General features: G+C 61.0%; 23 protein-coding genes, 1 tRNA gene and 2 pseudogenes. 14 read left to right on the top strand and 12 right to left on the bottom strand.

The features are described from left to right. Nucleotides 1-74: 74 nt before the first annotated feature. The 4 genes from GFU70_RS10415 to GFU70_RS10430 form a co-directional block, all read right to left on the bottom strand. Nucleotides 75-2,030, bottom strand: a complete 1,956-nt coding sequence (locus GFU70_RS10415; RefSeq protein ID WP_153387981.1) for an acetoacetate--CoA ligase — start codon at nt 2,028-2,030, stop codon at nt 75-77. Nucleotides 2,031-2,233: 203 nt separating this feature from the next. Beyond that, a complete protein-coding gene (gene hbdH / locus GFU70_RS10420; RefSeq protein ID WP_058543928.1) occupies nt 2,234-3,010 on the bottom strand; it encodes a 3-hydroxybutyrate dehydrogenase in 777 nt (258 codons plus the stop codon). Between the two features lie 7 nt (nt 3,011-3,017). Continuing rightward, nucleotides 3,018-4,409, bottom strand: a complete 1,392-nt coding sequence (locus GFU70_RS10425) for a GntP family permease (protein ID WP_058543929.1) — start codon at nt 4,407-4,409, stop codon at nt 3,018-3,020. 303 nt (nt 4,410-4,712) lie between these two features. Next, nucleotides 4,713-6,128 (bottom strand): sigma-54 interaction domain-containing protein, encoded by a 1,416-nt coding sequence (locus GFU70_RS10430; protein WP_153387982.1) that lies wholly within the window; start codon nt 6,126-6,128, stop codon nt 4,713-4,715. Between the two features lie 146 nt (nt 6,129-6,274). On the opposite strand from GFU70_RS10430, the gene GFU70_RS10435 reads away from it, so the two are divergent. The 3 genes and pseudogenes from GFU70_RS10435 to GFU70_RS29055 form a co-directional block, all read left to right on the top strand. Beyond that, nucleotides 6,275-6,490 carry a TIGR02450 family Trp-rich protein gene (locus tag GFU70_RS10435; protein WP_081264378.1) on the top strand — a complete coding sequence of 72 codons (216 nt, stop codon included), beginning with the start codon at nt 6,275-6,277 and terminating at the stop codon, nt 6,488-6,490. A gap of 158 nt (nt 6,491-6,648) precedes the next feature. Further along, nucleotides 6,649-7,428 (top strand): annotated as a pseudogene (locus GFU70_RS29050) (PAS domain-containing protein); the annotation flags it as partial. Nucleotides 7,429-7,533: 105 nt separating this feature from the next. Further along, nucleotides 7,534-7,983, top strand: a pseudogene (locus GFU70_RS29055) (methyl-accepting chemotaxis protein); the annotation flags it as partial. A gap of 5 nt (nt 7,984-7,988) precedes the next feature. Here the strand turns inward: GFU70_RS29055 and GFU70_RS10445 are convergent. The 6 genes from GFU70_RS10445 to GFU70_RS10470 form a co-directional block, all read right to left on the bottom strand. Next, a complete protein-coding gene (locus GFU70_RS10445) occupies nt 7,989-9,569 on the bottom strand; it encodes an ABC transporter ATP-binding protein (RefSeq protein ID WP_153389160.1) in 1,581 nt (526 codons plus the stop codon). Nucleotides 9,570-9,594: 25 nt separating this feature from the next. Further along, on the bottom strand, nt 9,595-10,617 hold the full coding sequence (locus tag GFU70_RS10450) for an ABC transporter permease (RefSeq protein WP_058545041.1): 1,023 nt from the start codon (nt 10,615-10,617) through the stop codon (nt 9,595-9,597). Beyond that, a complete protein-coding gene (locus tag GFU70_RS10455; RefSeq protein ID WP_153387984.1) occupies nt 10,617-11,675 on the bottom strand; it encodes a microcin C ABC transporter permease YejB in 1,059 nt (352 codons plus the stop codon). Before GFU70_RS10455 ends, GFU70_RS10450 begins: the two co-directional genes overlap by 1 nt. Continuing rightward, a complete protein-coding gene (locus GFU70_RS10460; protein ID WP_116642735.1) occupies nt 11,675-13,543 on the bottom strand; it encodes an extracellular solute-binding protein in 1,869 nt (622 codons plus the stop codon). Before GFU70_RS10460 ends, GFU70_RS10455 begins: the two co-directional genes overlap by 1 nt. Before the next feature lie 276 nt (nt 13,544-13,819). Then, the gene (locus GFU70_RS10465) at nt 13,820-14,101 is read right to left on the bottom strand and encodes a peptidylprolyl isomerase (protein WP_058545044.1); all 282 of its coding nucleotides are present in this window, start codon (nt 14,099-14,101) and stop codon (nt 13,820-13,822) included. A gap of 97 nt (nt 14,102-14,198) precedes the next feature. Continuing rightward, complete coding sequence (locus GFU70_RS10470; RefSeq protein ID WP_153387985.1) at nt 14,199-15,098, bottom strand: esterase/lipase family protein; 900 nt, start codon at nt 15,096-15,098, stop codon at nt 14,199-14,201. A gap of 323 nt (nt 15,099-15,421) precedes the next feature. On the opposite strand from GFU70_RS10470, the gene GFU70_RS10475 reads away from it, so the two are divergent. Then, nucleotides 15,422-16,483 (top strand): hypothetical protein, encoded by a 1,062-nt coding sequence (locus GFU70_RS10475; RefSeq protein ID WP_226921081.1) that lies wholly within the window; start codon nt 15,422-15,424, stop codon nt 16,481-16,483. A gap of 219 nt (nt 16,484-16,702) precedes the next feature. Here the strand turns inward: GFU70_RS10475 and GFU70_RS10480 are convergent, their stop codons facing one another. Then, on the bottom strand, nt 16,703-17,773 hold the full coding sequence (locus GFU70_RS10480; RefSeq protein ID WP_153387986.1) for a 3-deoxy-7-phosphoheptulonate synthase: 1,071 nt from the start codon (nt 17,771-17,773) through the stop codon (nt 16,703-16,705). Between the two features lie 616 nt (nt 17,774-18,389). Here GFU70_RS10480 and GFU70_RS10485 point away from each other — a divergent pair. The 6 genes from GFU70_RS10485 (at nt 18,390) to GFU70_RS10510 (ending at nt 22,919) form a co-directional block, all read left to right on the top strand. Further along, nucleotides 18,390-19,151 (top strand): carbon-nitrogen hydrolase family protein, encoded by a 762-nt coding sequence (locus tag GFU70_RS10485; protein ID WP_153387987.1) that lies wholly within the window; start codon nt 18,390-18,392, stop codon nt 19,149-19,151. Nucleotides 19,152-19,158: 7 nt separating this feature from the next. After that, nucleotides 19,159-19,593, top strand: a complete 435-nt coding sequence (locus tag GFU70_RS10490; RefSeq protein WP_064106785.1) for a GNAT family N-acetyltransferase — start codon at nt 19,159-19,161, stop codon at nt 19,591-19,593. 126 nt (nt 19,594-19,719) lie between these two features. After that, the gene (gene uvrY / locus GFU70_RS10495) at nt 19,720-20,361 is read left to right on the top strand and encodes a UvrY/SirA/GacA family response regulator transcription factor (RefSeq protein ID WP_003200277.1); all 642 of its coding nucleotides are present in this window, start codon (nt 19,720-19,722) and stop codon (nt 20,359-20,361) included. 2 nt (nt 20,362-20,363) lie between these two features. Next, nucleotides 20,364-22,187 (top strand): excinuclease ABC subunit UvrC, encoded by a 1,824-nt coding sequence (gene uvrC / locus GFU70_RS10500; protein WP_058545049.1) that lies wholly within the window; start codon nt 20,364-20,366, stop codon nt 22,185-22,187. 32 nt (nt 22,188-22,219) lie between these two features. Beyond that, nucleotides 22,220-22,780, top strand: coding sequence for a CDP-diacylglycerol--glycerol-3-phosphate 3-phosphatidyltransferase (gene pgsA / locus GFU70_RS10505; protein ID WP_058545050.1), 561 nt, complete (start codon nt 22,220-22,222; stop codon nt 22,778-22,780). Nucleotides 22,781-22,843: 63 nt separating this feature from the next. Beyond that, nucleotides 22,844-22,919, top strand: a tRNA-Gly gene (locus GFU70_RS10510). A 458-nt stretch (nt 22,920-23,377) separates the two neighbouring features. Here GFU70_RS10510 and dksA read toward each other — a convergent pair. Next, complete coding sequence (gene dksA, locus GFU70_RS10515) at nt 23,378-23,800, bottom strand: RNA polymerase-binding protein DksA (protein WP_153387988.1); 423 nt, start codon at nt 23,798-23,800, stop codon at nt 23,378-23,380. A 369-nt stretch (nt 23,801-24,169) separates the two neighbouring features. Between dksA and hisI the strand changes: the two genes are divergently transcribed. From hisI to GFU70_RS10535, 4 genes are read left to right on the top strand one after another with little or no spacing between them, the layout of a single operon-like run. After that, a complete protein-coding gene (gene hisI / locus GFU70_RS10520) occupies nt 24,170-24,577 on the top strand; it encodes a phosphoribosyl-AMP cyclohydrolase (protein ID WP_153387989.1) in 408 nt (135 codons plus the stop codon). Continuing rightward, nucleotides 24,574-24,813, top strand: coding sequence for a membrane protein insertion efficiency factor YidD (gene yidD, locus GFU70_RS10525; RefSeq protein WP_153387990.1), 240 nt, complete (start codon nt 24,574-24,576; stop codon nt 24,811-24,813). The genes hisI and yidD overlap by 4 nt, the downstream gene beginning before the upstream one ends. Next, nucleotides 24,810-25,370, top strand: coding sequence for a carbonate dehydratase (locus GFU70_RS10530; RefSeq protein ID WP_153387991.1), 561 nt, complete (start codon nt 24,810-24,812; stop codon nt 25,368-25,370). The genes yidD and GFU70_RS10530 overlap by 4 nt, the downstream gene beginning before the upstream one ends. A 2-nt stretch (nt 25,371-25,372) precedes the next feature. Beyond that, nucleotides 25,373-26,710 (top strand): dihydroorotase, encoded by a 1,338-nt coding sequence (locus GFU70_RS10535; RefSeq protein WP_153387992.1) that lies wholly within the window; start codon nt 25,373-25,375, stop codon nt 26,708-26,710. Nucleotides 26,711-26,726: the final 16 nt, after the last annotated feature.

Consider the following 26,726-nt stretch of genomic DNA (forward strand, 5'->3'; position numbering starts at 1 on the left):
CGAGCAAGCTTTGCTCCCACAGGTTTTGCTCCCACAAGTGTTTTTGCTCTCCACAGGTCTGAGGCCTGTTCAGTTCAGGTAGCAAGCTCCGGCCGATCCCGAAACTGCTCCAAAGCCCCGGGGTTGGCCAAGGCATCGGTGTTCTTCACCACCTCGCCATGCACCACATTGCGCACCGCCAGCTCCACCACCTTGCCGCTGATGGTTCGTGGAATATCACTGACCGCGAGGATCTTCGCCGGCACATGACGCGGTGTGGTGTTGGCCCGGATGACCTGGCGGATCCGTTGCACCAGGGCTTCATCCAGTGTCACGCCATCGCGCAGGCGCACAAACAGGACCACCCGGACATCGCCCTGCCATTGCTGGCCGATGGCGACGCAGTCCAGCACCTGCTCGACCTTTTCCACCTGCCGATAGATTTCCGCCGTGCCGATGCGCACGCCGCCGGGGTTGAGCACGGCATCGGAGCGTCCATGGATCAAGAAACCGCCGTGGGGCAGTTCTTCGGCGTAGTCACCTTGGGCCCACACGCCGGGAAACTGGCTGAAGTAGGAGGCGCGGAGTTTTTCCTGCCGAGGGTCGTTCCACAAACCAATGGGCATTGCCGGGAAATGCCGGGTGCACACCAACTCACCTTTTTCACCGATGACCGGGGTGCCGGCCTCGTTCCAGACTTGCACGGCCATGCCCAGGCTCTTGCCCTGCATCTCGCCCCGGCGTATCGGTGACAGTGGGTTGCCGTTGACGAAGCAGGACACAATGTCAGTGCCGCCGGACATCGAGGCCAGGCAGACATCGGACTTGATGTCGCGGTACACGTAATCGTAGCTATGGGGCGCCAGCGCCGAGCCGGTGGAGAGCAGGGTTTTCAGGCTGTCCAAGCGGTGCGTCTGCCGGGGCTTGAGGCCTTCGCTTTCCAGGGTGGCGAGGAACTTGGGGCTGGTGCCGAATACGCTGATGCGCTGCTGGTCGATCAGGTCCAGCAAGCGCTCGGGGCCGGGGTGGAACGGCGAACCATCGTAGAGCACCACCGTGCTGCCCACGGCGAGGGCCGACACCAGCCAGTTCCACATCATCCAGCCGCAAGTGGTGTAGTAGAACAGCCGATCCTCGGGCCCGAGGTCGACGTGCAGGCCATGTTCCTTGACGTGTTGCAGCAGCACGCCGCCGGTGCCATGGACGATGCACTTCGGCACGCCGGTGGTGCCGCTGGAATACAGGATGTACAGCGGGTGGTCGAAGGGCACGCTGACGAAAGCCGGTTCGCCACCGCTTCGATAAAAGTCGTTCCACAGCGCGACAGCGGCCGAGGTCTTGAAGTCCTCGACGCGGGCGTCAGGCTGGGCATAAGGCAGTACGATCAATTGCTGCAATGACGGCAATCGTTCAAGGATTTCGTTGACCTTGGGTCGCTGGTCGATGATTTTCCCGGCATAGCGATAACCCGCGCAGGTGATCAGCACCTTGGGTTCGATCTGGCCAAACCGGTCGATGACCCCCTGGGTGCCGAAGTCCGGTGACGAGCACGACCAGATAGCGCCCAGGCTGGTGGTGGCGAGCATGCCGACCAGGGTCTGCCAGGTGTTGGGCATGCAAGCGGCCACTCGATCGCCCCGGGTGACGCCAGCGGCTTGCAGGCTTTTTTGCAGGCCAGTGACATGGGCGGCGAGTTCGGTCCAGGTCAGTTGTTCCTGGCCGCCGTTTTCGTCGAGCGCCACCACGGCGACGGCGTCATCACGGCGGCGCAGCAGGTGTTCGGCGAAGTTCAGCGTAGCGCCAGGGAACCACTGGGCGCTGGGCATTTGCGCACCCTCCACCAATACCGCGTCCGGCGCGTGGTGAAAGCGAATCTCGAAGAAATCGACAATGGCCTGCCAGAAGGCCTCGCGCTGATCGACGCTCCAGGCGTGCAGGGCCGGGTAGTCGTTCAGTTGCAGTTGATGTCGCGCGTTGACGAACTGGCGAAAGGCGTTCATGCGCGACTGGGCGATGCGTTCGGGGTTGGGTTGCCAGAGGATGTCGGACATGGGGTGCCTCTTGTTTTTTTGTGTACACACAAACTATAGAGCGACCCATTCTTGTGGTGAGGGGATTTATCTCCACTCTGTGGGAGCAAGGCTTGCCCGCGATGGCCGCACCGCGGTTCAACAGCTAGACCGCGGTTTCGTTCATCGCGGGCAAGCCTTGCTCTCACAGATAAGTCCCCTCGCCACAAGGGATCGCAAGGGATTTACTGGGCTAACCATCCACCATCGATATTCCACGCCGCGCCGCGCACCTGGCTGCCGGCTTCGCTGCACAGGAACAGCACCAGTTCCCCCAGTTGCGGCGGGGTGACGAATTCCAGGGACGGCTGTTTCTCGGCCAGCAGGTCATGCTGCGCCTGTTGCGGATCGACGCCGGCGGCAATGCGATCATCGATCTGTTTTTGCACCAGCGGCGTCAGCACCCAGCCCGGGCAGATGGCGTTGCAGGTCACGTTGCTGGTGGCGGTTTCCAGGCCGACCACCTTGGTCAGGCCGATCACCCCATGCTTGGCTGCGACATACGCCGCCTTGCCGACCGAGCCGACCTGGCCATGCACCGAGGCGACGTTGATGATCCGCCCCCAACCCTTGGCACGCATGCCCGGCAGGCTCAGGCGGGTGGCGTGGAACACCGATGACAGGTTGATGGCAATGATCGAGTCCCAGCGCTCCACCGGGAAATCCTCCACGGCGGCCACGTGCTGGATCCCGGCGTTGTTCACCAGGATGTCCACGCCGCCGAACTCGCGCTCGGCGTAGGCGAGCATGTCGGCGATCTGCGCCGCGTCGCTGACGTCGGCCGGATGATGACCAACCTTGCCGCCGAACTGTTTCACCTCGGCGATCACTGCCGAGGCATCGCCAAAGCCGTTGAGGATCAGGTTGGCCCCGGCCCTGGCCAGGCTCAGGGCGATACCCAGGCCGATGCCACTGGTAGAGCCGGTGACCAGGGCCGTCTTGCCTGAAAGAGTGGTTGTCATGGGAACCTCACACAATGCCAGTGGCGTAGAACACACCGATCACCGCGAAGACCGCGAGGGTCTTGATCAGCGTAATGCAGAAAATGTCTTTGTAGGCTTCACGGTGGGTCAGCCCGGTGACGGCCAGCAGGGTAATTACCGCGCCGTTGTGGGGCAGGGTGTCCATGCCGCCGCTGGCCATGGCGGCTACCCTGTGTAGCACTTCCAGGGGGATGTTGGCGGCGTGGGCAGCGTTGATAAAGGTTTCGGACATCGCCGCCAAAGCGATGCTCATACCCCCCGAGGCGGAGCCGGTGATGCCCGCGAGCAGCGTGACGGTCACCGCTTCGTTGACCAGTGGGTTGGGAATGCTCTTGAGCCAGTCGGCCAGTACCAGGAAGCCCGGCAAGGAGGCGATGACCGCGCCGAAGCCGTATTCCGAAGCGGTGTTCATCGCCGCCAGCAGTGCACCGCCCACGGCGCTCTTGCTGCCTTCGGCCAGTTTGCTGCGAATGACCCGGAAACCGAACAACAGCACCATGATGATGCCCACCAGCAACGCTGCCTGCACTGCCCAGATCGCGGTCAGTTTGGCGATGTCGCTGGTCACTGGCGTCGCCATGCCCGGCAGCGCCAGGTTGTGGGTCTTGCCATACCACTGGGGGATCCACTGGGTGAACAACAGGTTCATGATTCCCACCGCCAGCAGCGGCGAAACGGCGATCCAGGGGTTTGGCAGCTTGATGTCTTCGGCGGTTTCCGGCTCGTTGCGCAGCTCGGTGCCATAGCCTTCGCCCACACGTTGGGCTTTGTTGCGCTGGCGTTGCAGGAACAGCATGCCGAGGCTGAACACGAAGAGCCCGCCGATCAGGCCCAGCCACGGTGCAGCCCAGGCGGTGGTATTGAAGAACGTGCTGGGGATGATGTTCTGGATCTGTGGCGTGCCGGGCAGGGCGTCCATGGTGAACGAGAACGCGCCGAGGGCGATGGTGGCCGGGATCAGCCGTTTGGGGATATTGCTCTGGCGGAACATTTCGGCGGCGAACGGGTACACCGCGAACACCACGACGAACAGCGACACGCCGCCGTAGGTCAGCAAGGCACAAACCAGCACGATCACCAGCATGGCCTGGCGCGTACCCAACAGGCGAATCGCCGCGGCGACGATGGAGCGGGAAAACCCCGACAACTCGATCAACTTGCCGAACACTGCGCCGAGCAGGAACACCGGGAAATACAGTTTGATGAACCCGACCATTTTTTCCATGAACACCCCGGTGAACGCAGGGGCGACGGCGGATGGGTCGGTGAGCAGGACGGCGCCGAGGGCGGCGATGGGGGCAAAGAGGATAACGCTGTAGCCACGGTAGGCGGCCACCATCAGCAGCGTGAGGGCTGCCAAGGCAATGATCACACTCATGGTGTGTCTCCTGGATTGTTATTGTTGTGGTGAAACTGTGGAGGGGCTTTAGCGAGTTTTGTGCCAGGTGTGTAACTGGCTGAAATATAAGGAAATTGTTTGGGGGGTGTAGGGCGGATATGAGAGATTTGTCTCTGGTTTGAGACTTCTGTGGGGTGTACCGGCCTTATCGCGAGCAAGCTCGCTCCCACAGTTGACCGCGTACTTCAGAAGAAGCCAGCCCCCCTACGGGAGCGAGCTTGCTTGCGATGAGTGCGAAAGCGCTCCAAAAGAAGCTGTCTAAATATAGAGACTTGAATCTCTTTATTGAGACTCTGCAATCCCCAACGCCACCATCTTCTTGTACAACGTCGACCTGCCCAACCCCAACCGCTCGGCCGCTTCAACCACTTTGCCCCCGCATTGCACGAGGGTGGTTTCGATCAACTGCCGGTCGAATCGTGCCCGGGCCTGGCTGAAGGTTTCTTGCGGCAGCGGCTCCAGGCTCGGGCTTGCCGAGTGAGTTACCGGTATGAATGTGCCGATGGCGGCGCGGATGTCCGCCGCCGTGAGCACCAGGTCATCGCTGAGCAGCGCGGCCCGTTCCAGCACGTTGCGCAGTTCGCGGATGTTGCCCGGCCAGGCGTGTTGCCGCAGTAGGTCGAGGGCGGCGTGGTTCAGTTCGTGCTGGCTACGCAGTTCCTCAAGGATCGCTTCGCTCAGGGCCGGCAAGTCATCCAGGCGCTCGCGCAACGGCGGGACCTGGATCGGCAGCACGTTGAGGCGGTAATACAAGTCGGCGCGGAACTCTCCGCGCTTGATTGCCGCTTCCAGGTCCATGGAGGTGGCGGCGATCACCCGAACGTCGCTTTGCAGCACCTCGTTGGAGCCCACCGGTTCATATTCTTTTTCCTGGAGCACGCGCAGCAGTTTGCTTTGCAGCGGCAGCGGCATGTCGCCGATCTCGTCGAGGAACAGCGTGCCGCCCTGGGCAATTTGCAGTTTGCCGGCGCGACCCTTGCGGTCGGCCCCGGTAAACGCCCCTGGCGCAGTGCCGAAGAACTCGGCTTCCAGCAGCGATTCAGGAATCGCCGCGCTGTTGATGCTGACGAACGCCTTGTGCGCGCGTGGCGAAGCGCTGTGGATGGCCTGGGCCAGCAGTTCCTTGCCGGTGCCGGTTTCGCCGAGCAGCAGCACCGGCGAATCGGCGCTGGCGCTGCGCCGGGCACGGCGCTTGACCTCAAGGCCGGCGTTGCTGGTGCCAATGAAATGGGCGAAGTTGTACTTGGTTTGCCGCGCCCGCAGCAGCGAGCGGGTGGAGGCCAGTTCTTCCTGCATGCTCAAGTAGCGCTTGAGCATCGGTGACAAACTGCGCAATTCATCGAACAAGGCAAAGCCGATGGCACCGATCACCGCGCCCGCGCTGTCGTGGATCGGCAGGCGCATCACTATCAGGGGCTCCTTGGGCGTGTCCTGCATGTCCAGCAGGATCGGGCGCCCGGTGCGCACCACTTCACGCAACAGGCTGCTGGGGATCACGCTTTCGCACGCCCGGCCAATCGCCTCCTTCGCCGAGTTCAGGCCGAAGCGGCGGGCGTAGCGTTCGTTCATCCAGACGATATTCGCGTCACGGTCGACAATCACCGTACCTTCGCTGGACTGCTCGATGATCTCGAACAACGAACGGATCGCCAGCGTACGGACGCGCTTGTAATCCTTGAGGCTTTCGGTGGGGTTCATCGGTCATTTCCCGGGAGGTCCGTCGTTCGGCGGCATTATGCCGGGGCATGCAGGCTGATCAGAAGTCCCTTCCGATTCGTCATGGTTGGAGGGGGAATAAAGTTGTACAGTTCGTTCGGTCTGTACATAAAGGTTGTCAGCACGTCATGAATAAATTCAATCCTCGAAAGCTGAGGCTTTCCAAGTGGACGGCTTGCAATCCAGTCAATCGAGAAAAGCACTTTCTGGTTCTTCAGCTGCTTTGCGATGAGCATGGTTCGCCGATTCAGGTGGAATTGCAGGCTGTTCGAAGTGCACGCATCGAATGGCTCGATTGGCAGGTGTTGCGTGACAGCACACGATGGAAAATGGGCTGGAGCTGAACGGGTGCCGCTTGCGAGAATGAGTGAAAGCCTAATTAAGTTGTACATAAACAAAAATATGTACAATTATTTAAAGGTAGTGGCTTAATGATGCTAAGCCAAGGCCCGCCTTCAGGCAGGCAGTGGTATTGCACTTAACGTCTCTGGGAGTCGTACCCATGTTCATTCGTACTCGCAAGCATCAGGACGCTTTGCACGAAATCCAAGCCAGGCAGGCGATTCTTGAAGCGCAGCGGGTGGCCCTCCGTGGCGCCATGGCCATGGTGGAGTTCACGGCGACAGGGGATGTGCTCGACGCCAGCCCGCTTTTCCTGAAGATGACTGGCTATTCTCTCGAAGAGGTGGTGGGCAAGCACCACTCGATGTTTTGCGAACCTTCCTACGCGCGCAGTCCGGAAAACGTGGCGTTGTGGCAGCAGTTGGGGCGAGGCGAAAGCGCCGAAGCTCAGTTTTTGCACCTGCGGCGCGCAGGCGGCGGGATCTGGGTAGAGGCAAACTATGTGCCCGTACACGATAAAGGTTCAGGGGTGCAGCGTATTGTCCAGGTTGTGCGCGACAATCATGAGCGCGTGCTTCGCGCGCAGACCGAATCCAGTTTCAAGCAGGCGATAGACCGTTCCATGGCGGTCATTGAATTTGACCTGGGCGGTACCGTGGTGCGGGCCAATGAAAATTTCCTCAAGGTCATGGGGTATCGACTCGAAGAAGTGCTCGGCCAACACCACCGTATATTCTGCCCGCCCAAAGAAGTGCAGAGCGAAGCCTATCGTGGCTTTTGGGCTGGGCTGAACCAGGGCCGATACATGAATGGGCTTTTCCAGCGTGTCGACAAGCGAGGCGCGACGGTCTGGCTGCAAGCGACTTACAACCCGCTCTACGATGCCAATGGGCGTTTGTACGGAGTCGTTAAGTTCGCCACGGACAGCACTCGAGAGGTCGAGCAGCGTCAAACTGAATCAAAAGCGGCGCGGCTGGCGTTCGAAACGTCTCGCCAAACAGATGAACATACGCAGTTGGGCACCTCGGTCGTCCAGCAAACCGTGACAGTGGTGCAAAGCATTGCTGATGAATTACAGCAGGTTGCCTTGGGAATCGGTGCGTTGAGCGCCCAGTCCGAGGAGATCGGCAGTATCGTCGATGCCATCCGGGGGATTGCGGAACAGACCAACCTGCTGGCACTCAATGCCGCCATCGAAGCGGCCCGAGCCGGGGAGCAAGGACGTGGATTCGCGGTGGTCGCCGATGAGGTGCGCAACCTTGCCCGGCGCACCAGCCAGGCCACCGTGGCCATTTCTGATGTGGTCGGCAAGAATCGCGAGTTGGCTAAACAGGCGGTGACCAGCATGCAGTCCAGTACGCTCAAGGCGGAGCAAGGCGTGACGTTGGCAAATCAGGCGGGCACGGTCATCTTGGACATCCATCGCGGTGCCCAACTGGTTGTCACGGTGATTGGCGAATTTGCGCACACCTTGGATCAGCGGGGCGAGGCCTGATCGCGTCAGACCCACCCCGTATGCGCCGCCGCCAACAACTCCTTGGTATAAGGGTGTTGAGGCGAGTCGAACACGTCATGGCTGGCGCCTTGCTCGACCACTTTGCCGTCCTTTATCACGATCATGTCGTGGGCCAGGGCGCGGACCACCGCCAGGTCGTGGCTGATGAACAGGTAGGTCAAGTCGTACTTCTCCTGGAGCTGGCGGAGCAGGGCGACGACTTGTTTCTGTACGGTGCGGTCCAGGGCCGAGGTGGGTTCGTCCAGCAAAATCAATGCTGGCTTGAGCACCAGGGCCCGGGCAATGGCGATGCGTTGGCGCTGGCCTCCAGAAAATTCGTGGGGGTAGCGATCGCGGGTCAGCGGGTCGAGGCCGACTTCCTCGAGGGCCTGGATCACCCGGGCTTCACACTGTTCGGGGCTGGAGGGCTGGTGGACCTCAAGGCCTTCGCTGATGATCTGCTGCACCGACATGCGCGGGCTGAGGCTGCCGAACGGATCCTGGAACACCACCTGCATCTGCTTGCGCCACGGCCGCAATGCTTTTTGTGACAGCTGATCGAGGGCCTGGCCCTGGAAGCGAATGCCGCCTTCGGATTCGATCAGCCGCAGGATCGCCTGGCCGAGCGTGGACTTGCCGGAGCCGGATTCACCGACGATGCCCAGGGTCTTGCCACGCTGGATGGACAGGCTGATGCCATCCACGGCGCGCAAGTATTCCTTGCGCCGGAACAGACCGCCGCCCAGGGGGAAACTGACGTGCAGGTCCTGTACCTGCAGCACCTCTTCGCGCTCGTCCCGGGGCAGGGCTTCGCCTTCCGGCTCGGCGTGCATCAGCTCGCAGCTGTAGGGGTGTTTCGGCGCGCTGAAGAGGGTTTCGCAGGGCGCCTGTTCAACGATTTCACCCTCTTTCATCACGCACACCCGTTGCGCGATGCTGCGCACCAGGTTCAGGTCGTGGCTGATCAATAACATGGACATGCCAAGCCGTTGCTGCAGCGACTTGAGCAGCAGCAGAATCTTGCGCTGCACGGTCACGTCCAATGCGGTGGTCGGTTCGTCGGCAATCAACAGTTCCGGCTCGCAGGCCAGCGCCATGGCGATGATGACCCGCTGCCGCTGACCGCCGGACAGTTGATGCGGATAGGCCTTGAGCCGTTCGGCGGGTTTCTGGATGCCCACCAGGGTCAGCAGTTCCAGAATGCGCTCGCGCGCCGCTTTGCCCCCCAGGCCCTTATGCAGCATCAGGGTTTCACCGATCTGCTTCTCGACGCTGTGCAGCGGGTTCAGCGAAGTCATCGGCTCCTGGAAGATCATCGCGATCCGGTTGCCGCGCAGCTCCCGCAGGGCCGTGGTATCGGCGCCCACGAGTTCCTGGCCGCGATAGCGAATGCTGCCGGTGGTGCGGGCTTGTGTTTCGGGCAGCAATTGCAGGATCGAGTGGGCGGTCACCGACTTGCCGGAACCGGACTCGCCGACCAGGGCCAGGCATTCGCCGGGGCGGATGTCCAGGCACAAGTTGCGCACCACGGCGTTGTCGTTGAAGGCCACGCTCAGGTCGCGGATTTCGATCAGGTTGTCGCTCATCTCAAGGTTCCGCTTCATGGTCGTTTCACGATCGTGGGTCGAACGCGTCTCGCAACGCTTCGCCGATAAACACCAGTAGAGAGAGAATCAGCGCCAGGGTGAAAAACGCCGTCAACCCCAGCCACGGCGCTTGCAGGTTTTGCTTGCCCTGGGCAATCAATTCGCCCAGGGAAGCGCTGCCGGCTGGCATGCCGAAGCCGAGGAAATCCAGGGCGGTGAGGGTGGAGATGGCGCCGGTGAGGATGAAGGGCAGGTAGCTCAGGGTGGCGTTCATTGCGTTGGGCAGGATATGCCGCACGATCACCTTGCGGTCCGACAAGCCCAGGGCCCGGGCGGCTTTCACGTACTCAAGGTTGCGCCCGCGCAGAAACTCGGCGCGGACCACGTCCACCAGGGCCAGCCAGGAAAACAGCGCCATGATTCCCAGCAGCCACCAGAAATTCGGCTCCACGAAGCCCGACAGGATGATCAACAGGTAGAGCACCGGCAGCCCGGACCAGACCTCCAACAGGCGTTGCCCGAGCAGATCCACCCAGCCGCCGTAGTAGCCCTGCAATGCACCGGCGGCGATGCCGATGAGTGCGCTGATGGCGGTCAGGGCCAGGGCGAACAGGATCGACACCCGTGCGCCGAAGATCACCCGGGCCAGCACGTCCCGGGACTGGTCGTCGGTGCCCAGCCAGTTCACCGATGAGGGTGGGCTCGGGGCCGGTTGGTTGAGATCGTAGTTGGGGGTGTCGGCGCTGAACGGGATCGGTGGAAACCACAGCCAGCCGCCGTCCTTGTGGATCAGGTTCTGCACGTAGCTGCTGCGGTAGTCGGCCTGGAACGGCAGCTGCCCGCCAAATTCCTGCTCGGTATGGCGCTTGAACACCGGGAAATACAGCGAGCCCTGGTAGCTGAGCACCAGGGGTTTGTCATTGGCGATCAGCTCGCCACCCAGGGTCAGGATGAACAGGCCGATGAACAGCCACAGCGACCACCAGCCCCGACGGTTTTTCTTGAAACGTTCGAAGCGCCGGCGGCCCAAGGGGGAAAACTTGAACATCAGGCGTTCCTCGCGGCGAAGTCGATGCGCGGGTCCACCAGGGTGTAGCAGAGGTCGCCGATGAGTTTGATCAGCAGGCCGAACAGCGTGAAGATGAACAGTGAGCCGAACACCACCGGGTAATCCCGGGACACCGCGGCCTCGTAGCTCATGCGTCCGAGGCCGTCGAGGGAAAAAATCACCTCTATCAGCAAAGAGCCAGCGAAGAACACGCTGATGAACGCCTGGGGAATGCCTGAAACCACCAGCAGCATCGCATTGCGGAACACGTGGCCATACAGCACCCGGCGTTCGCTCATGCCCTTGGCCCGCGCGGTGACCACATACTGGCGCGTGATTTCATTGAGGAACGAGTTCTTGGTCAGGATCGTCAGGGTGGCGAAGCCGCCGACCACCAGCGACGTGACCGGCAGCACCAGGTGCCAGAAGTAGTCGGCGATCTTGCCCAGCGTCGACAGCGACTCGAAGTTATCCGACACCAGTCCGCGTACCGGAAACCAGTTCAGCGAGGTGCCGCCGGCAAACACCACGATCAGAAACATCGCGAACAGGAACGCCGGCATCGCATAGCCAATGATGATCGCCGTGCTGCTCCACACATCGAATGCCGAGCCGTGACGCACAGCCTTGCGGATGCCCAGGGGGATCGATACCAGGTAAGTGATCAGTGTCGCCCAGAGCCCAAGGGAAATGGTCACCGGCATTTTTTCCAGGATCAGGTCGGTGACCGTCGCGCCGCGAAAGAAGCTCTTGCCGAAGTCCAGGCGAGCGTAGCTGCTGAGCATCAGCCACAGCCGTTCGTGGGCCGGTTTGTCGAAGCCGTATTGTTTCTCGATGTCCTTGATCAGCTGCGGATCCAGGCCGCGACTGGCGCGGGAGCTGCCGGTCATGGCGTTGCCCGAACCGCCGACGCTGGCGCTGCCGATGCCTTGCAGGTGGGCGATGGCTTGTTCCACCGGCCCGCCGGGTGCGGCCTGCACGATGACGAAGTTCACCAGCAGGATAATCACCAGCGTGGGGATGATCAGCAGCAGGCGCCGCACGATATAAGCCCACATCAATGCGGCCCTCCGGGTGTGCCGCGCCTGATACGTTCGGCACGCATCTGCTCGTTGGTCAAGGGTGTGGTGCTCACTTCCCACCAGCTTTCGATGGCTTCGTCATTGCTGGCCTGAACTTTCGGGATACCGAAGCGGTTCCACCACACGGTCGAGCTGCCCGGGGGGTAATAGTTGGGGATCCAGTAGTAATTCCATTGCAGCACCCGGTCCAGGGCGTGGGCATGGCGCAGCATGTCGGCTTGGGTGTTGGCCTTGACCAAGCCGTCGATCAATGCGTCCACCGCCGGGTTCTTCAAGGCCATGTAGTTGTTGGCCCCCGGATCGTTGGCTGCTGCCGAGCCGAAGTAATTGTAGAGTTCCATGCCCGGCGATGTACTGACGGGGTAGCCGGTGATGATCATGTCGTAGTCGCGGCTCATCAGGCGATTGACGTACTGGGATGCGTCGATGCGGCGGATGCTCATGTCGATGCCGATTTGTGCCAGGGTTCGTTTGTAGGGCAGCAGCAGGCGGTCGATACCGTTCTGGCTGTTCAGGAACGTGAAACTCAGTGGCTCGCCCTCGGCATTCACCAGGCGGTCGCCGTCGGGTTTCCAGCCGGCCTGCTCCAGCAGCGCCAGGGCTTGCAGTTGCTTGTCGCGGATCACGCCGCTGCCGTCGGTTTTCGGGGCCTGGAAGACCTGGGTGAAGACTTCGTCGGGAATCTGCCCGCGCAAGGGTTCGAGAATCGCCAGCTCGCCAGCATCGGGCAGTTTCCGCGCGGCCAGGTCGGTGTTGGAAAAGTAACTCTGCTGACGCACATAGAGGTTGCGCATCATCTGGCGATTGCTCCATTCGAAGTCCCAGAGCATCGCCAGGGCCTGGCGCACGCGGCGGTCCTGGAACTGCGGTTTTTGCAGGTTGAAGACGAAGCCCTGGGCGGTCTGGGGGGCCTCGGTGGCCAGGTGGGCCTTTTGCAGGCGACCGTCGCGCAGGGCTGGGCTGTCATAGCCAATGGCGTAGCCGGTGGCGGAGAACTCGCGATTGTAGTCGTAGGCGCCGCCGCGCAGCACCTGGCGGGCGACGTCGGTGTCGCCAAAATACTCGATGCTGAAATGGTCGAAATTGTAGAGGCCACGGCTGACCGGCAGGTCCTTGCCCCACCAATCGGCATTGCGCTCGAAGGTAATGCTGCGCCCGGAGTCGACCTTGCTCACCCGGTAGGGGCCACTGCCCAGCGGGGGCTCGTAGCCGCCACCGTTGGCGAAATCGCGGGTCTTCCACCAATGTTCGGGAAAGACCGGCAGGGTAGCGATGTCCAGGGGCAGGGTGCGGCTTTCGTTGTTCTTGAAATTGAAGCGAACGGTGCGCTTGTCCTCGACCACGACGTCCTTGACCGCCGCGAACTGGGTGCGGTAGCGCAGGCTGCCCTGGGTCATCAACAGCTCGAAGCTGTAGCGCACGTCCTGGGCGGTAATGGGTTTGCCATCGGCGAAGCGCGCCTTGGGGTTCAGGTAGAAACGCAGGGACAGGCCATCGTCGGCCCGCTCCATCTTCTGCGCCACCAGGCCGTAGACGGTATAGGGCTCATCCAGCGAGCGCTGGGCCAGTGGTGAATACAGCAGGCCATCGATCTGGCTGACGCCGATGCCTTTGTCGATGTAGGGCAGGATGTGGTCGAAATGGCCGATCTCGATGGCCGAGCGGCGCATGGTCCCGCCTTTGGGGGCCTGGGGATTGGTGTAGGCGAAGTGACCGAAGCCTTCGGCATATTTGGCCGGTTCGCCATAAACGGTCAGGGCGTGTTGCGGTGCCGCATCGACGCCGGCGGCGCCTGTCAGCAGGACCACGGCAGTCAATAGCAGGGAGGGGAACGCCAGTCGCATTGTCAGCCTTAAAGCCGGGTGATCGATGACACGATTTGTACGCGAGCGGCGCATGAATCGCCAGCCCTTGTGGCGAAGGGATTTGTCTGTGGGAGCAAGGCCTGTGGGACAAAGCCTTGTGGGACAAAGCCCGGTGGATGCAAACCCTGTGGGAGCAAGGCTTGCCCGCGATTGCTGCGCCACCGGTTCAATAGCTAAACCGCGTTATCGTTCATCGCGGGCAAGCCTTGCTCCCACACGTTCATCGCGGGCAAGCTTTGCTCCCACAAGGGGCCATCAGTCCTGACGGCTGGTGACTTCCAGCAGGTGGAAGCCGAACTGAGTCTTGACCGGGCCCTGGACCACATTGATCGGTGCGCTGAATACCACGGTGTCGAATTCCTTGACCATCTGGCCCGGGCCGAACGAACCCAGGTCGCCGCCCTGACGGCTGGATGGGCAGGAGGAGTTGGTCTTGGCCACTTCGGCGAAGTCGGCGCCGGCTTCGATCTGGGCCTTGAGTTCGTTGCACTTCTCTTCGCTGGAAACCAGGATGTGGCGGGCAGTGGCTTTAGCCATGGGGGAAAATTCCTTTCGCTGTATTTAAAGGTGTTGAGCCTACCGGATTCGTTAACGTGTTGTTGTCAAAATTGCGTCAAAACCTTGGGCCCGGCGATCAAAGGCCGGCTTTGCGCAGGCGCTCGGCGTGGCGCAGGTAAAGGTCTGTGGGGTTAAGCTCCTTGGGGTTAGGCTCTGTCGGGTCTGTACCCTTGCGTAACGTGCCGCCTCCTGGAGTGATGGCCTCCATGTGGTCCATGGGATAGTCGGAACGAATGACTTTGCCCAGGTGCGAACTGAAGCGCCCGACCAGGCCGTCGTTCTGCTCGGCTTCGGTGATGAAGTATCTGGAAAAGGCGCGGTAGAAAACCTGCAAAGGCTGCGATGCTGCCCCCGTCGTCTCTCGCAACGTACCGCTCCATGAGTAGTAACGCACGCCATTGACCCGGTCCGGGCCGTTCCCGCCCCAGTTCTTCGGCAAGCCCTGGGGGTATTTGTCGTTGAAGGCGCCCACGCCCTCAGTGGTCAACGTCGCCAGCGCGGCGAGGGCTTTGGGTGACAGCTGCGCCTGTCCGTCAAGCAGCGAGATGAAGTCGGCGAACAATGTGGCGACGCCTCTTGCCACATGCCCTGGCAACCGTCCGGGGGTAAGGGCCTTGCGCAGAAAATCCGCCAGTTCGGAACCATGGTTGGGGCCGCTGACCGACGTGACCGAGGCTACTTTGTCGGGTGCCAGCGCGGCGGCATAGCGCGCGGCCAGCGCACCCTGGCTGTGGCCGATCAGGTTGACCCGGGCTGCACCGGTGCCGGCCAGGACCCGATCGATTTGTGCCAGCAGTTGTTCGCCTCTGGCCTCGTTGCAATGGGTGGCCGACAAATAGGGGATAAACACCCGGGCACCGCCTGCACGGAGGGCTTGTTTGACGCCATGGAACAGCTCGAAGCCGCCGATCTTGTCAAACCCGAACAACCCATGGACCAACAGGATGGGAAACTGAGTGGTTGCATTCCGTTGCATGTTCGTACCTTTTTCGAAGAGGTTCACGTTGAATTTGCGACTTCACTCTAATCCAGCTCCGTGATCGGCGATGTAGGAAGAAACCACGCTGAACCAGCGAAACCGGAATAAAAAAAGTGGGAAGAATGGGAAATAACCCGACGGTGCCTATAGGTGTAGGAGGTCTCCTATAACCCGAGTTGTTTGCAGCTACGGCTTTGAACGCAAGGGACTACTGCCGTTGTCGACTTGTCTGGCTGTGGGTTTGGGGCGAGCGGGTTTTAATGGCTCCATTGAGCACCGTTATGCAAACGGTGCCTTCATCCAAGGACTGGAGCCTGTACATGATCACTTACCCTTCTTCTCAACGACCCCGTTCAACATCAAGCACAAGGCTGCCGCCACCGGTCCTGGCCGCGGCCAGGGACGGGGTGATCAATCCCGCTTGGCGCAAGGCCGTCGTTACCGTCAAACCTTATCCGATGATGACGTGCGGGGATGAGGTGCTGCTGTGTTGGCATGGGCTCAATAACGAGGGTGAGCCTTACCGATATGAAGTGGCCGGGTTCGTCACGCAGCGGCAAGTAGGACGAGACCTCGTATTCGTCGTGCGCGAACCGCATATTGCCGAGTTGGACGGTGGCTCGCTGGAGCTCTCCTACCAGGTGACGGGCAAACAGTTGCCGGCCACCCTGGTTTCGGAGCACCTGCAATTGGACATCGGTGATGTATCACCGCAACTGCTACCTGCCATTGCCAACGATGCGGTCGGTGGCAGCCTTGACCCGAGTCGAGTGCCTGACGGAACCTGGGTGACGATTCGGCCCTACGCCAGGATGGCGGTCGGCGATCGGTTGATCCTGACGGCCAGTAAAGGCTCCAACGCGCTTTGGCGCGACGTGCTGGAGATAGAAACCCATGCTGTCGGTCGTGAGGTGTCGCTCTGGATCGATCATTCGTTGATCGCTCCCCATGTGGGACACAACCTGGCCCTGGTCTATGTCGTCAGGCGTGGGCATTCGGTGCGCCGTGCCGAGCCCTTGTCATTGCGCGTCGGTCCTCTGCTGCGTCCTGTGTTGAAGGCGCCCAGGATTCAGGAGATGAATGATGGGTGGCTTGATGTCGACGATTTGCAAGAGGGAGTGACGATCGTCATCGATGATCCCGGGCTTGAGGTGGGCGAGCTGGTCTGGTTGCAGTGCAATGGCAATTCCGCTTATGTGCTTGAACGCGAAATCACCGAGGCCACGGCAGGCCAACCGCTCGCATTTGTGGTTCCTGTGGCGTTTTGGCAGGGTCAAGGCGACAGGTCGGTGGCCGTGTTCTATCAGGTCGAGCGCCTGGATGACGTCAGCCAGCATTCGGAGTGGGTGACGGTCCAGGTTCGTTCCAGTGCGTCAGCCTGAGCGAAGCGGGAGCGTGCTCCCGCCGGGCTCTGTAGGAGCTGTCGAGCGAAGCGAGGCTGCGATCTTTTGATCTTTCGCTCCAGACTCAATTGGTAATGGAAAGATCGCAGCCTCGTTTCACTCGACAGCTCCTACGGCGCAGTCCAACGGGAGCAAGTGCTCACCACAATGATCCAGACAAGTCACAGTATTTACCCCAGAAGAGGGCGTGTTCGGGACTCAGGCTGGCAATTGCAGCTTGTGATGGGCCTGGCGCAACAACTGCTCAGTGGATTCCCAGCCCAGGCAACCGTCGGTGACCGATACGCCGTAGCGCATCGATGGGGCCAGCGGCTGGCAGCCTTCGAACAGGTGACTCTCCAGCATCATGCCAATCAGGGAGCGGTTGCCTTGCAGGCGCTGCTCCAACACGTCATTGAACACCTGCGGCTGACGCAACGGGTCCTTGCCGCTGTTGGCGTGGCTGCAGTCCACCATGATCCGGGCCGGTATCTTCAGGCGGGTCAGGTCGTGGTGTATCTGCGTGACGTTCTGCTGGTCGTAGTTCGGCCCGCGATGGCCGCCACGCAACACCAGGTGGGTATCGGGGTTGCCCGGCGTCTGGACGATCGCCGGATGCCCCTGGCTGTCCACACCGAAATGCCGGTGGGGGTGGGCGGCAGAGCGCATGGCATCGCAGGCAATGCCGACCCCGCCGTCGGTGCCGTTCTTGAACCCCACCGGCATGCCCAGGCCGCTGGCCATTTCCCGGTGGATCTGCGACTCGGTGGTGCGCGCACCGATGGCGACCCAACTGAGCAGGTCATCGAAGTAACTGGCAGCCATGGGTTGCAGCAGTTCGGTGGCGACGGGCAAGCCCAGTTGCAACATTTCGCGCATCAGTTCCCGGGACAAGGTCAGGCCGGCGGCCATGTCATCGCTGCCATCCAGGCCAGGATCGTAGGCCAGTCCTTTCCAGCCTACGGTCGTGCGGGGCTTTTCCACGTAGGCGCGCATGACCAGCAGCGTGCTGTCGCGCACTTCATGGGCCACGCGAGCCAGGTTGGCGGCGTATTCGAGGGCGGATTTCGGGTCGTGGATCGAGCAGGGGCCGACGATGACCAGCAGGCGGGAGTCCTCGCCGTCGAGGATCGTGCGGATGGCCTGGCGATGGGCACTCACTTGGTGACTCAGCTCGGTACTGAGCGGCAATTGGTGCTTGAGTTGCAACGAGCTCGGCAGACGCAGGGTCAGGGCTTCGTTGGCAGGGTTGAGCGTGGACAGCGGCAAAGCGGAGACGGACGAATTCATGATCTGGCTTCCTGGACGGGCAGCGGGTTCATTCCCGCGCGCCGGTCCTAGTGGGGTGTTCGACAATTGGCCGGATTGGCCCGCAATTGAGGCTTGCCACCGGTAGGTGACCGATCGGAGGCGGCAGGCTGTCCCGAGCGGTGGCTGGTAAATCGCCAGGCGGAAAAACTGTCGTAACGGTAATAAGTGGCGTAGTTCATGGCTCAATCCTCAAGTTGTCTGGTGCTGCAAATGTGTGGGGCCTGAAAAAACAAAACCCCCGGTCGGGAGGCCGACCGGGGGTTTGGAAAACTCTGGAAGGCGACCCGTTTAAAGTGGGCGCCGGTTGGGTATCAGGCGCGCCAGTGGCTAAACCAATACCCAAAATAAAAGCTGACCGGAGTTTGAACACTGTTCGCCCGGGCAGCCGCAACCGAGCGCTGGGCGCTGGCGGTTTGACGCGGTGAGAGGGCGTTGAACATGGTCTGTCTCCGATGAATGGCCCTGAGCTTACTTGAGGACGGTGCGCCGGTTCAATCGGAAAATGCTATCGAGGGCATGCAATTGTTCGCCCTGGCTTGAGTCCGCTGGGCTTTATGACACACTTGAGGTTTGCAGCGCCTCCCAGGGATGACCCATGACCGCTCCAGCCTTCGCCGCCGCCCAGTCGATCTCCATCGCGGGGGACGTCCGTGCCAACCTCGTGCGTCATCAGCATTTCATGCAGGCGGCCGCTGAACAGGGTGTGCAGTTGCTGGTGTTTCCTGAACTGTCGCTCACCGGCTATGAACGTGGCCTGGCGGCGGACCTGGCCGTCCTGCCGGAGGATGCCTTATTGCAACCGCTGCGCGACTTGGCCCGCGAGCTCGGCCTGACAGCGGTGGTGGGCATGCCGATTCGCCTGTCGGCGGATGCCCCGGTGTTGATCGGCGCGTTGGTCCTCGGTGCCGATGGCTCCCTCGGGGTGTACAGCAAGCAGCACCTGCACCCAGGGGAAGAAGTCGCCTTCGCCCCGGGCCATGGTGGCTCGATGCTGACGATGGGGCAGGATCGCGTCGCCCTGGCGGTGTGTGCCGATTTTTCCCACGCCAGCCATGCTGCCGCGGCAGCCGGGCAGGGCGCTACGCTATATGCGGCGGGGGTGTTGATCACCGAGGGCGGCTACGTGCCCGATACGACGTTGCTGCAAGGCTACGCCCGGCAGCACGCCATGACCGTGCTGGTCGCCAATCATGGCGGCGTCACCGGCGGTTGGGAATCGGCTGGCCGCAGCGCCATCTGGGGCCCGGACGGTTCGTTGCTTGCGGCAGCGCCGGGCACGGGCGAGCTGTTGGTGGTCGCCCGCCGCGACGCCAACGGCTGGGCAGGGAAGGTCGTACCGGTGCAAGTGCTTGGATGAGGTGTTCATGAGCTTCGAGTGGCGTGCCGCAACGGCCGGGGACATCGACTTCGCCCGACAGCTGACCTGCGACAATATGCTTGCCTATTACCTCAAGCATGATTTGCTCTGGCAGGACGAAGCATTCGATCTGGCCTGGATCATTCGCCAGAACTGGATAATCAGTCGTGAAGGCCAGGCGCTGGGCTTCGTCAGTCTCAGTCGTGATGCCAGGGCGTTGTATATCCGGGAGCTGCAGATCGACGAGGCGTTCCGGGGGCAGGGCGCCGGTACCTGGGCGATCGGACAAGTTTGGGACCTGGTGGGGCTGGAGCGTCGCCCGGCTTTGCGCCTGACGGTGTTCAAGGATAATCCGGCCAGGGCATTGTACGAACGGATGGGCCTGCGTGTCGTGGGCGAGGATGAGTGTTTCCTGAGGATGCAGCGAGACGCCGGTGCTTGACGCCTCGGGCGTTGTGCCAATAAAGATGTGTTGTAACTTTTATCTGTCCCTTTGCGCTAGGTCTGCCGGATGCTTTTTGCTAAGGTGTTGTGCAACCCAAATAAGACCAAATCGTGAGGTGTCTGCTTGATTAGGGTGTTAGTGGTCGATGACCATGATCTCGTCCGTACGGGCATTACACGAATGCTGGCTGACATCGATGGCCTGCAGGTAGTTGGCCAGGCTGAATCCGGGGAAGAGTCCCTGATCAAGGCGCGTGAATTGAAACCCGACGTGGTGTTGATGGACGTCAAGATGCCTGGCATCGGCGGCCTTGAGGCCACGCGCAAACTGCTGCGCAGTCACCCGGACATCAAGGTGGTCGCGGTGACCGTCTGCGAAGAGGATCCGTTCCCCACCCGGTTGTTGCAGGCGGGCGCGGCGGGCTATCTCACCAAGGGCGCTGGCTTGAACGAGATGGTCCAGGCCATTCGTCTGGTTTTTGCCGGGCAACGCTACATCAGCCCGCAAATCGCCCAGCAATTGGCGATCAAGTCATTCCAACCGACCAACGACTCGCCCTTCGATGCGCTGTCGGAGCGGGAAATCCAGATTGCCCTGATGATTGTCGGTTGCCAGAAGGTGCAGATCATCTCCGACAAGCTGTGCCTGTCGCCAAAAACCGTCAACACCTACCGCTATCGTATCTTCGAGAAGCTTTCGATCAGCAGTGACGTCGAATTGACACTGTTGGCGGTGCGCCACGGCATGGTCGATGCCAGCGCCTGAAAATGACTGAATTGTTTGATCCAAGTGCGTTCCTCTCCACCTGCAGCGGTCGCCCCGGCGTGTACCGCATGTTCGACGGCGACGCACGCCTGCTTTATGTCGGCAAGGCCAAGAACCTCAAGAAACGCCTGGCCAGTTACTTTCGCAAGACCGGCCTCGCCCCGAAGACTTCCGCCCTGGTGGGGCGCATCGCGCAAATCGAAACGACGATCACCGCCAATGAAACCGAGGCGCTGCTGCTTGAGCAGACGCTGATCAAGGAATGGCGCCCGCCGTACAACATCCTGCTGCGCGACGACAAATCCTACCCCTACGTGTTTCTGTCCGACGGGGCCTTTCCGCGCCTGAGCATTCATCGGGGCGCCAAAAAGGCCAAGGGTCGGTATTTCGGTCCTTACCCCAGCGCCGGGGCGATTCGTGAAAGCCTCAGCCTGCTGCAGAAAACCTTTTTCGTTCGCCAGTGTGAAGACAGCTACTACAAGAATCGCACCCGGCCCTGCCTGCAATACCAGATCAAGCGCTGCAAGGCGCCTTGCGTAGGGTTTGTCGAGCCGCAGGTCTACGCCGAGGACGTGCGTCACTCGGTGATGTTCCTGGAGGGCCGCAGCAATGCGCTGACCGATGAACTGTCGGCAGCCATGGAAGACGCGGCGGTCAACCTTGAGTTCGAACGGGCCGCCGAGCTGCGTGACCAGATTGGCCTGCTGCGCCGCGTTCAGGACCAGCAAAGCATGGAAGGTGGCAGCGGTGACGTCGATGTGATCGCCGCGTTCATCAACCCGGGCGGCGCTTGCGTGCATTTGATCAGCGTGCGGGGCGGTCGTGTGCTGGGCAGCAAGAACTTCTTTCCCCAAGTGGGTATCGAGGAGGACGTGGCTGAGGTCATGGCGGCGTTTCTGGGCCAGTACTACATCAGCAGCCCGGAACGCGACTTGCCTGCCGAGTTGATCGTCAACGTGGTCCACGAGGATTTCCCGGCCCTGATCGAAGCCATCGACAAGCTTCGCGGTCGTGAACTGACCATCAGCCACCGCGTTCGCGGCACCCGTGCCCGTTGGCAGCAACTGGCCGTGACCAACGCCGAACAGGCCCTGGGCGCGCGCCTGGCCAACCGTCAACATGTGGCGGCGCGATTCGATGCCCTGGCCGATGTCCTCAACCTGGATGAGCCGCCGCAGCGGCTGGAGTGCTACGACATCAGCCACTCCAGTGGCGAGGCAACCGTGGCGTCCTGCGTGGTGTTCGGTCCGGAAGGCCCGATCAAGTCCGATTATCGCCGGTACAACATCGAAGGCGTCACCCCCGGCGATGACTATGCCGCCATGCATCAAGCATTGATGCGGCGTTTCGGCAAGCTCAAGGACGGGGAGGGCAAGTTGCCAGACATCCTCTTGGTCGACGGCGGCAAGGGCCAGTTGTCCATGGCCCGCGATGTGCTCAATGAACTGATGGTGCCCGACCTGATCCTGCTGGGCGTGGCCAAGGGCGCGACGCGCAAGGCCGGTTTCGAAACCTTGTACCTGAACGACGCCGCCCATGAGTTCACCCTCAAGGGCGATTCGCCGGCGCTGCACCTGATCCAGCAGATCCGTGACGAAGCCCACCGTTTTGCCATCACCGGACACCGTGCCCGTCGTGGCAAGACGCGCCGGACGTCTACACTGGAAGGTGTGGCAGGCGTCGGCCCGACGCGCCGCCGCGACTTGTTGAAACATTTTGGTGGATTGCAGGAACTGTCTCGTGCCAGCATCGAGGAGATAGCCAAAGCACCCGGTATCAGTAAAAAGCTCGCTGAGTCGATTTATGCAAACCTGCACAGCGAGTAGAATGCCCGTCAACCTCGCAGCCAGTTGTGCCGATGAATATCCCAAATCTGATTACCGTCCTACGCGTCCTGCTCATTCCGATCTTCATTTTGCTGTTCTATTTGCCGTACCACTGGAGCTACATGGCCTCCGCCTCGGTCTTCGCCTTCGCCGCCGCGACGGACTGGCTGGACGGTTACCTGGCCCGACGCCTGGAGCAGAGCACGCCGTTCGGTGCCTTCCTCGATCCGGTGGCCGACAAGCTGATGGTCGCGGTGGCCTTGGTGCTGCTGGTACAGGAACACGGCAACCTCTGGCTGACCTTGCCGGCGGCGGTGATCATCGGCCGCGAAATCGTCGTCTCGGCGCTCCGTGAATGGATGGCCGAGTTGGGCGCCCGCGCCCAAGTCGCCGTGTCGAACCTCGGCAAATGGAAAACCGCCGCGCAGATGCTGGCGCTGGTGATCCTGCTGGCGAACCCTTCGGATTTCAGCTTCTGGGTGCTGTTGGGCTATGCGCTGTTGCTGGTTTCCGCTGGGCTGACGCTGTGGTCGATGGTCCAATACCTGCGCGCGGCGTGGCCGCATCTGCGGACGGATGTAGACCCGAAATAAAACTTTTTTGAATCAAGGGGTTGACGGCGTAATCTGAGTCTATAGAATGCGCCACACCAAGACGCGGGAATAGCTCAGTTGGTAGAGCACGACCTTGCCAAGGTCGGGGTCGCGAGTTCGAGTCTCGTTTCCCGCTCCAAGATTCAGAAAAAAGCCACTCAGATGAGTGGCTTTTTTTTGCCTGAGATTTATGTGCCGAAGCGTCAGCCTTTAACGTTAGTGGTCAATCTCGGGGCAGATGCAACTGCCCAAAAAGGCTCCTGACCAAGTTACAAGGTTGGATTGGTACTGACCCAGAATGCGCTCACAGCGGTAGTCGGAGACTGGAGACGCACATTCATCATGGGCGAATCAAAATGGCATGGCCTGGAACACTCATGCTTGGCCCTCGTATGCCTAAACGCTTCGATAAGCGAAAAATTCCTGCCTCACGATACGCAGCAATCGTGCCGGCGTATCGAGGGCCAGCGGGGCATGGAGGGGCTGTTACCTCTGCGAGCAGCAGAACGAGCGCTGTGCTGTTCGAAGCATGGTCGGGGTCGTGCTGTCTACTAGCAACTGCCTTACATGACGTCGATCAAGTACTGGTTTGAAGCGTCAGAGCAAGTCGTGGCGCAGGTGTCTTTCGCGTTGCTCCTCGCGTTCTTTGGCCTCGATGCACAGGCTTGCGGTAGGCCGTAATAACAAACGCTTGAGTCCGATGGGCTCACCCGTCTCTCGGCACCAGCCATATTCTCCATGGGCCAGGCGGTCCAGTGCTTGATCGATTTTATCCAGTAGCTTCTTTTCTCGCTCCAACAAGCGCAATTGCCACTGACGCTGCTCTTCAGCGCTGCCGATATCGACAGGATCGCTATTGGTTTCGCCTTCGCGCAAGCCCTCGAACTCTTCAGCAATACGCGCCTGTAGCTCGCCGCGTTGGTTCAACAGCAGGGCACGGAAGAACTGCTGCTGCTCAGCATTCATATAGTCTTCTGCCGGCAGAGCAAGCAGCTCGGCCTCGGTTAGCACAGTGGGCATGGTGGACCGCTCCTATTGATTTTAGCCAGCCTTGAAACGGCAAAAACGGATCAGTTTGTAGGCGTCACAGGCGAGGCGATCGTCTCGGATCTCTCGGACTCATTTTGTTTTTTGAATGCAGACATCAGAGAGGGTTTTCGTTTAATGTAATAATATAACACTTAAGCCGGGCTCACCAATGAACGCACTCGTACTCTCCAGCGCCACACGCTATGCCTGTTGCATCGGTGTCCCCTTTAGACAGGGGGGCGTGCAGGCAACCTTGCCTGTTCGAGCGCAACGACTGCCCGTCCGGTACGGGACGGCTGCAGACAGTCCGGATCGCAGGGTCGAGCACAAGCACGACTTTCCGATGGCGGTACCACACTCATGAGTTTGTGGCTTGAACTTGAACAGGCAGGGCTCGGCGAAGAACAGCCTTTGACTACCGTGCTAGACGCCATTCCTTGGAACGCTGACGGGCTGATCGGCGCCATCGCCCAGCGGCACGACACAGGAGAAGTGCTTATGTTGGCGTGGATGAACCGTGCGGCGCTGGATGAAACGCTCGCCACCGGCCAAGTCTGTTACTGGTCGCGCTCGCGTCAGCAGCTGTGGCGCAAAGGCGAGACCAGTGGCAACCACCAACGCCTGGTCGAAGCGCGCCTGGACTGCGATGGCGACGCCATTCTACTGCTCGTCGAGCAACAGGGGCCGGCTTGCCACACAGGACGCCCCAACTGCTTCTACAACGCCATCCGCAACGAGCGGGTGACGGTTATCAGCGTGCCGCAATGAAGCGCCTGTTGATTGGCCTCGTACGCCTCTACCAATTTCTGATCAGCCCCTTGCTCGGGCCGCGGTGTCGCTTCTATCCGAGCTGTTCGCATTACGCCATCGAAGCCGTGCAAAGCCATGGCGCATTTCGGGGTGCCTGGCTGGCAGTGCGCCGCCTGGGGCGCTGCCATCCTTGGCATCCGGGGGGGTATGACCCGGTGCCGCCGCACAATCCAACTACAGAGCAAAAAACATGATTCGCAAAAACCCTTCCGGCCATTTACCGGTCATTGCCGAGTCCGCCTACGTGGATAAAACAGCGATTATCTGCGGCAAGGTCGTTATTCACGACAACGTCTTCGTGGGTCCCTACGCGGTGATACGTGCTGACGAAGTGGACGAAACCGGTGATATGCAACCCATCGTCATCGGAGCCAATTCCAACATCCAGGATGGGGTGGTCATCCATTCCAAGTCCGGTGCAGCGGTGACTATCGGCGAGCACAGCTCCATTGCGCACCGCTCGATAATCCACGGCCCTTGCCAGGTTGGAAACCGGGTGTTCATCGGCTTTAACAGCGTGCTGTTCAACTGCACCGTTGGCGACGGTTGCGTGGTGCGGCATAACGCGGTGGTCGACGGCTGCGATCTGCCGGCCGGCTTTCACGTTACCTCCACTCAGCGTATCGGGCCCAAGACTGACCTGGCCAGCCTGCCGCGTGTGAGCGTATCGGCGAGCGAATTTTCCGAGGACGTGGCGCGTACCAATATCGATTTGGTGCGCGGTTACAAAGCCCTGCAGAACGAGTTCTGAGCATGAGCAGCGTAGTCATCCGCAACGCCCGCCTGGTCAATGAAGGAAGAGAGTTCGACGCTGATGTATGGGTGCGCAATGGTCGTATCGAACAGATCGCCAGCAGCATGGGCGGGCGCAATGCCGACGTCGAAATCGACGCCGCTGGCCAGTTCCTGCTGCCGGGGATGATTGACGATCAGGTGCATTTTCGTGACCCCGGCTCGCCGGCAAAAGGCAGCTTCGCCACCGAATCCAGCGCGGCGGTAGCTGGCGGCATCACCAGCGTGATGGATATGCCCAACACCAATCCGCCGACCCTGAGCCTGGAAGCCCTGGCCGCCAAGGAGCACCGCGCCGCGTCCTTTTCCAAGGCCAACTACGGCTTTCACTTCGGCGTCAGCAAGGACAACCTGGACACCGTTGCGGCCCTCGACCCCAATCGAGTGGCTGGGGTGAAGGTGTTTATGGGCGCATCCACTGGCGACATGCTGGTCGATGACATCTACTCCCTGGAGCGCCTGTTCGCCAACTGCCCGACGATTCTGCTGACCCACTGCGAGAGCACACCACGTATCCGCGAACGCGAAGCCGAATTCCACGCGCGCTATGGCTCGGATATTCCGCCCGCCATGCACCCGCTGATTCGCGATGGCGAAGCCTGCTACCAGTCTTCCAGCCAGGCAGTGGCTTTGGCCAAGCGCTTCAACACCCGTTTGCATGTACTTCATCTGACAACGGCACGAGAACTGGCGTTGTTCGGTACCGGGCCACTGGCCGGCAAGCGCATTACTGCGGAGGTCTGCGCCCATCATCTCTTGTTCGATGACAGCGACTACGCACTGCTCGGTCACCTGATCAAGTGCAACCCGGCAATCAAGAGCCGTGCCGACCGCGACGCCTTGCGTCAGGCCTTGCTTTGCGGTCGGCTGGATGTGATCGGTACCGACCACGCTCCGCACACCCTGGAAGAAAAACAGCGCCCCTACGCCCAGGCTCCTTCTGGCCTGCCATTGGTGCAGCACGCCTTGCCCGCGCTGCTGGAGCTGGTCGCCGACGGCGTGCTGCCGCTGACCACCCTGGTGGAGAAAACCAGCCATGCGGTCGCCGACCTGTTTGCCATTGAAGAGCGTGGTTTTCTGCGCGAAGGCTATTGGGCTGACCTGTGTCTGATCGAGCGTCTGAGCGAGCCGAGACCGGTGCATGCCGACCCGCTGCTCGCCCACTGCGGCTGGACGCCATTCCAAGGCCAAAGCATGCGGCACAGAGTGCGCACCACCCTGGTGTCTGGCCAAGTGGCCTGGCATCTGGGCCGCGTGCAGGACAACTGCCAAGGCTTGCCGCTGCGCTTTAAGCGATAACCCCATCACGACTAGA

It is taken from the genome of Pseudomonas brassicacearum (assembly GCF_009601685.2).
GTDB lineage: Bacteria > Pseudomonadota > Gammaproteobacteria > Pseudomonadales > Pseudomonadaceae > Aquipseudomonas > Aquipseudomonas kilonensis_B.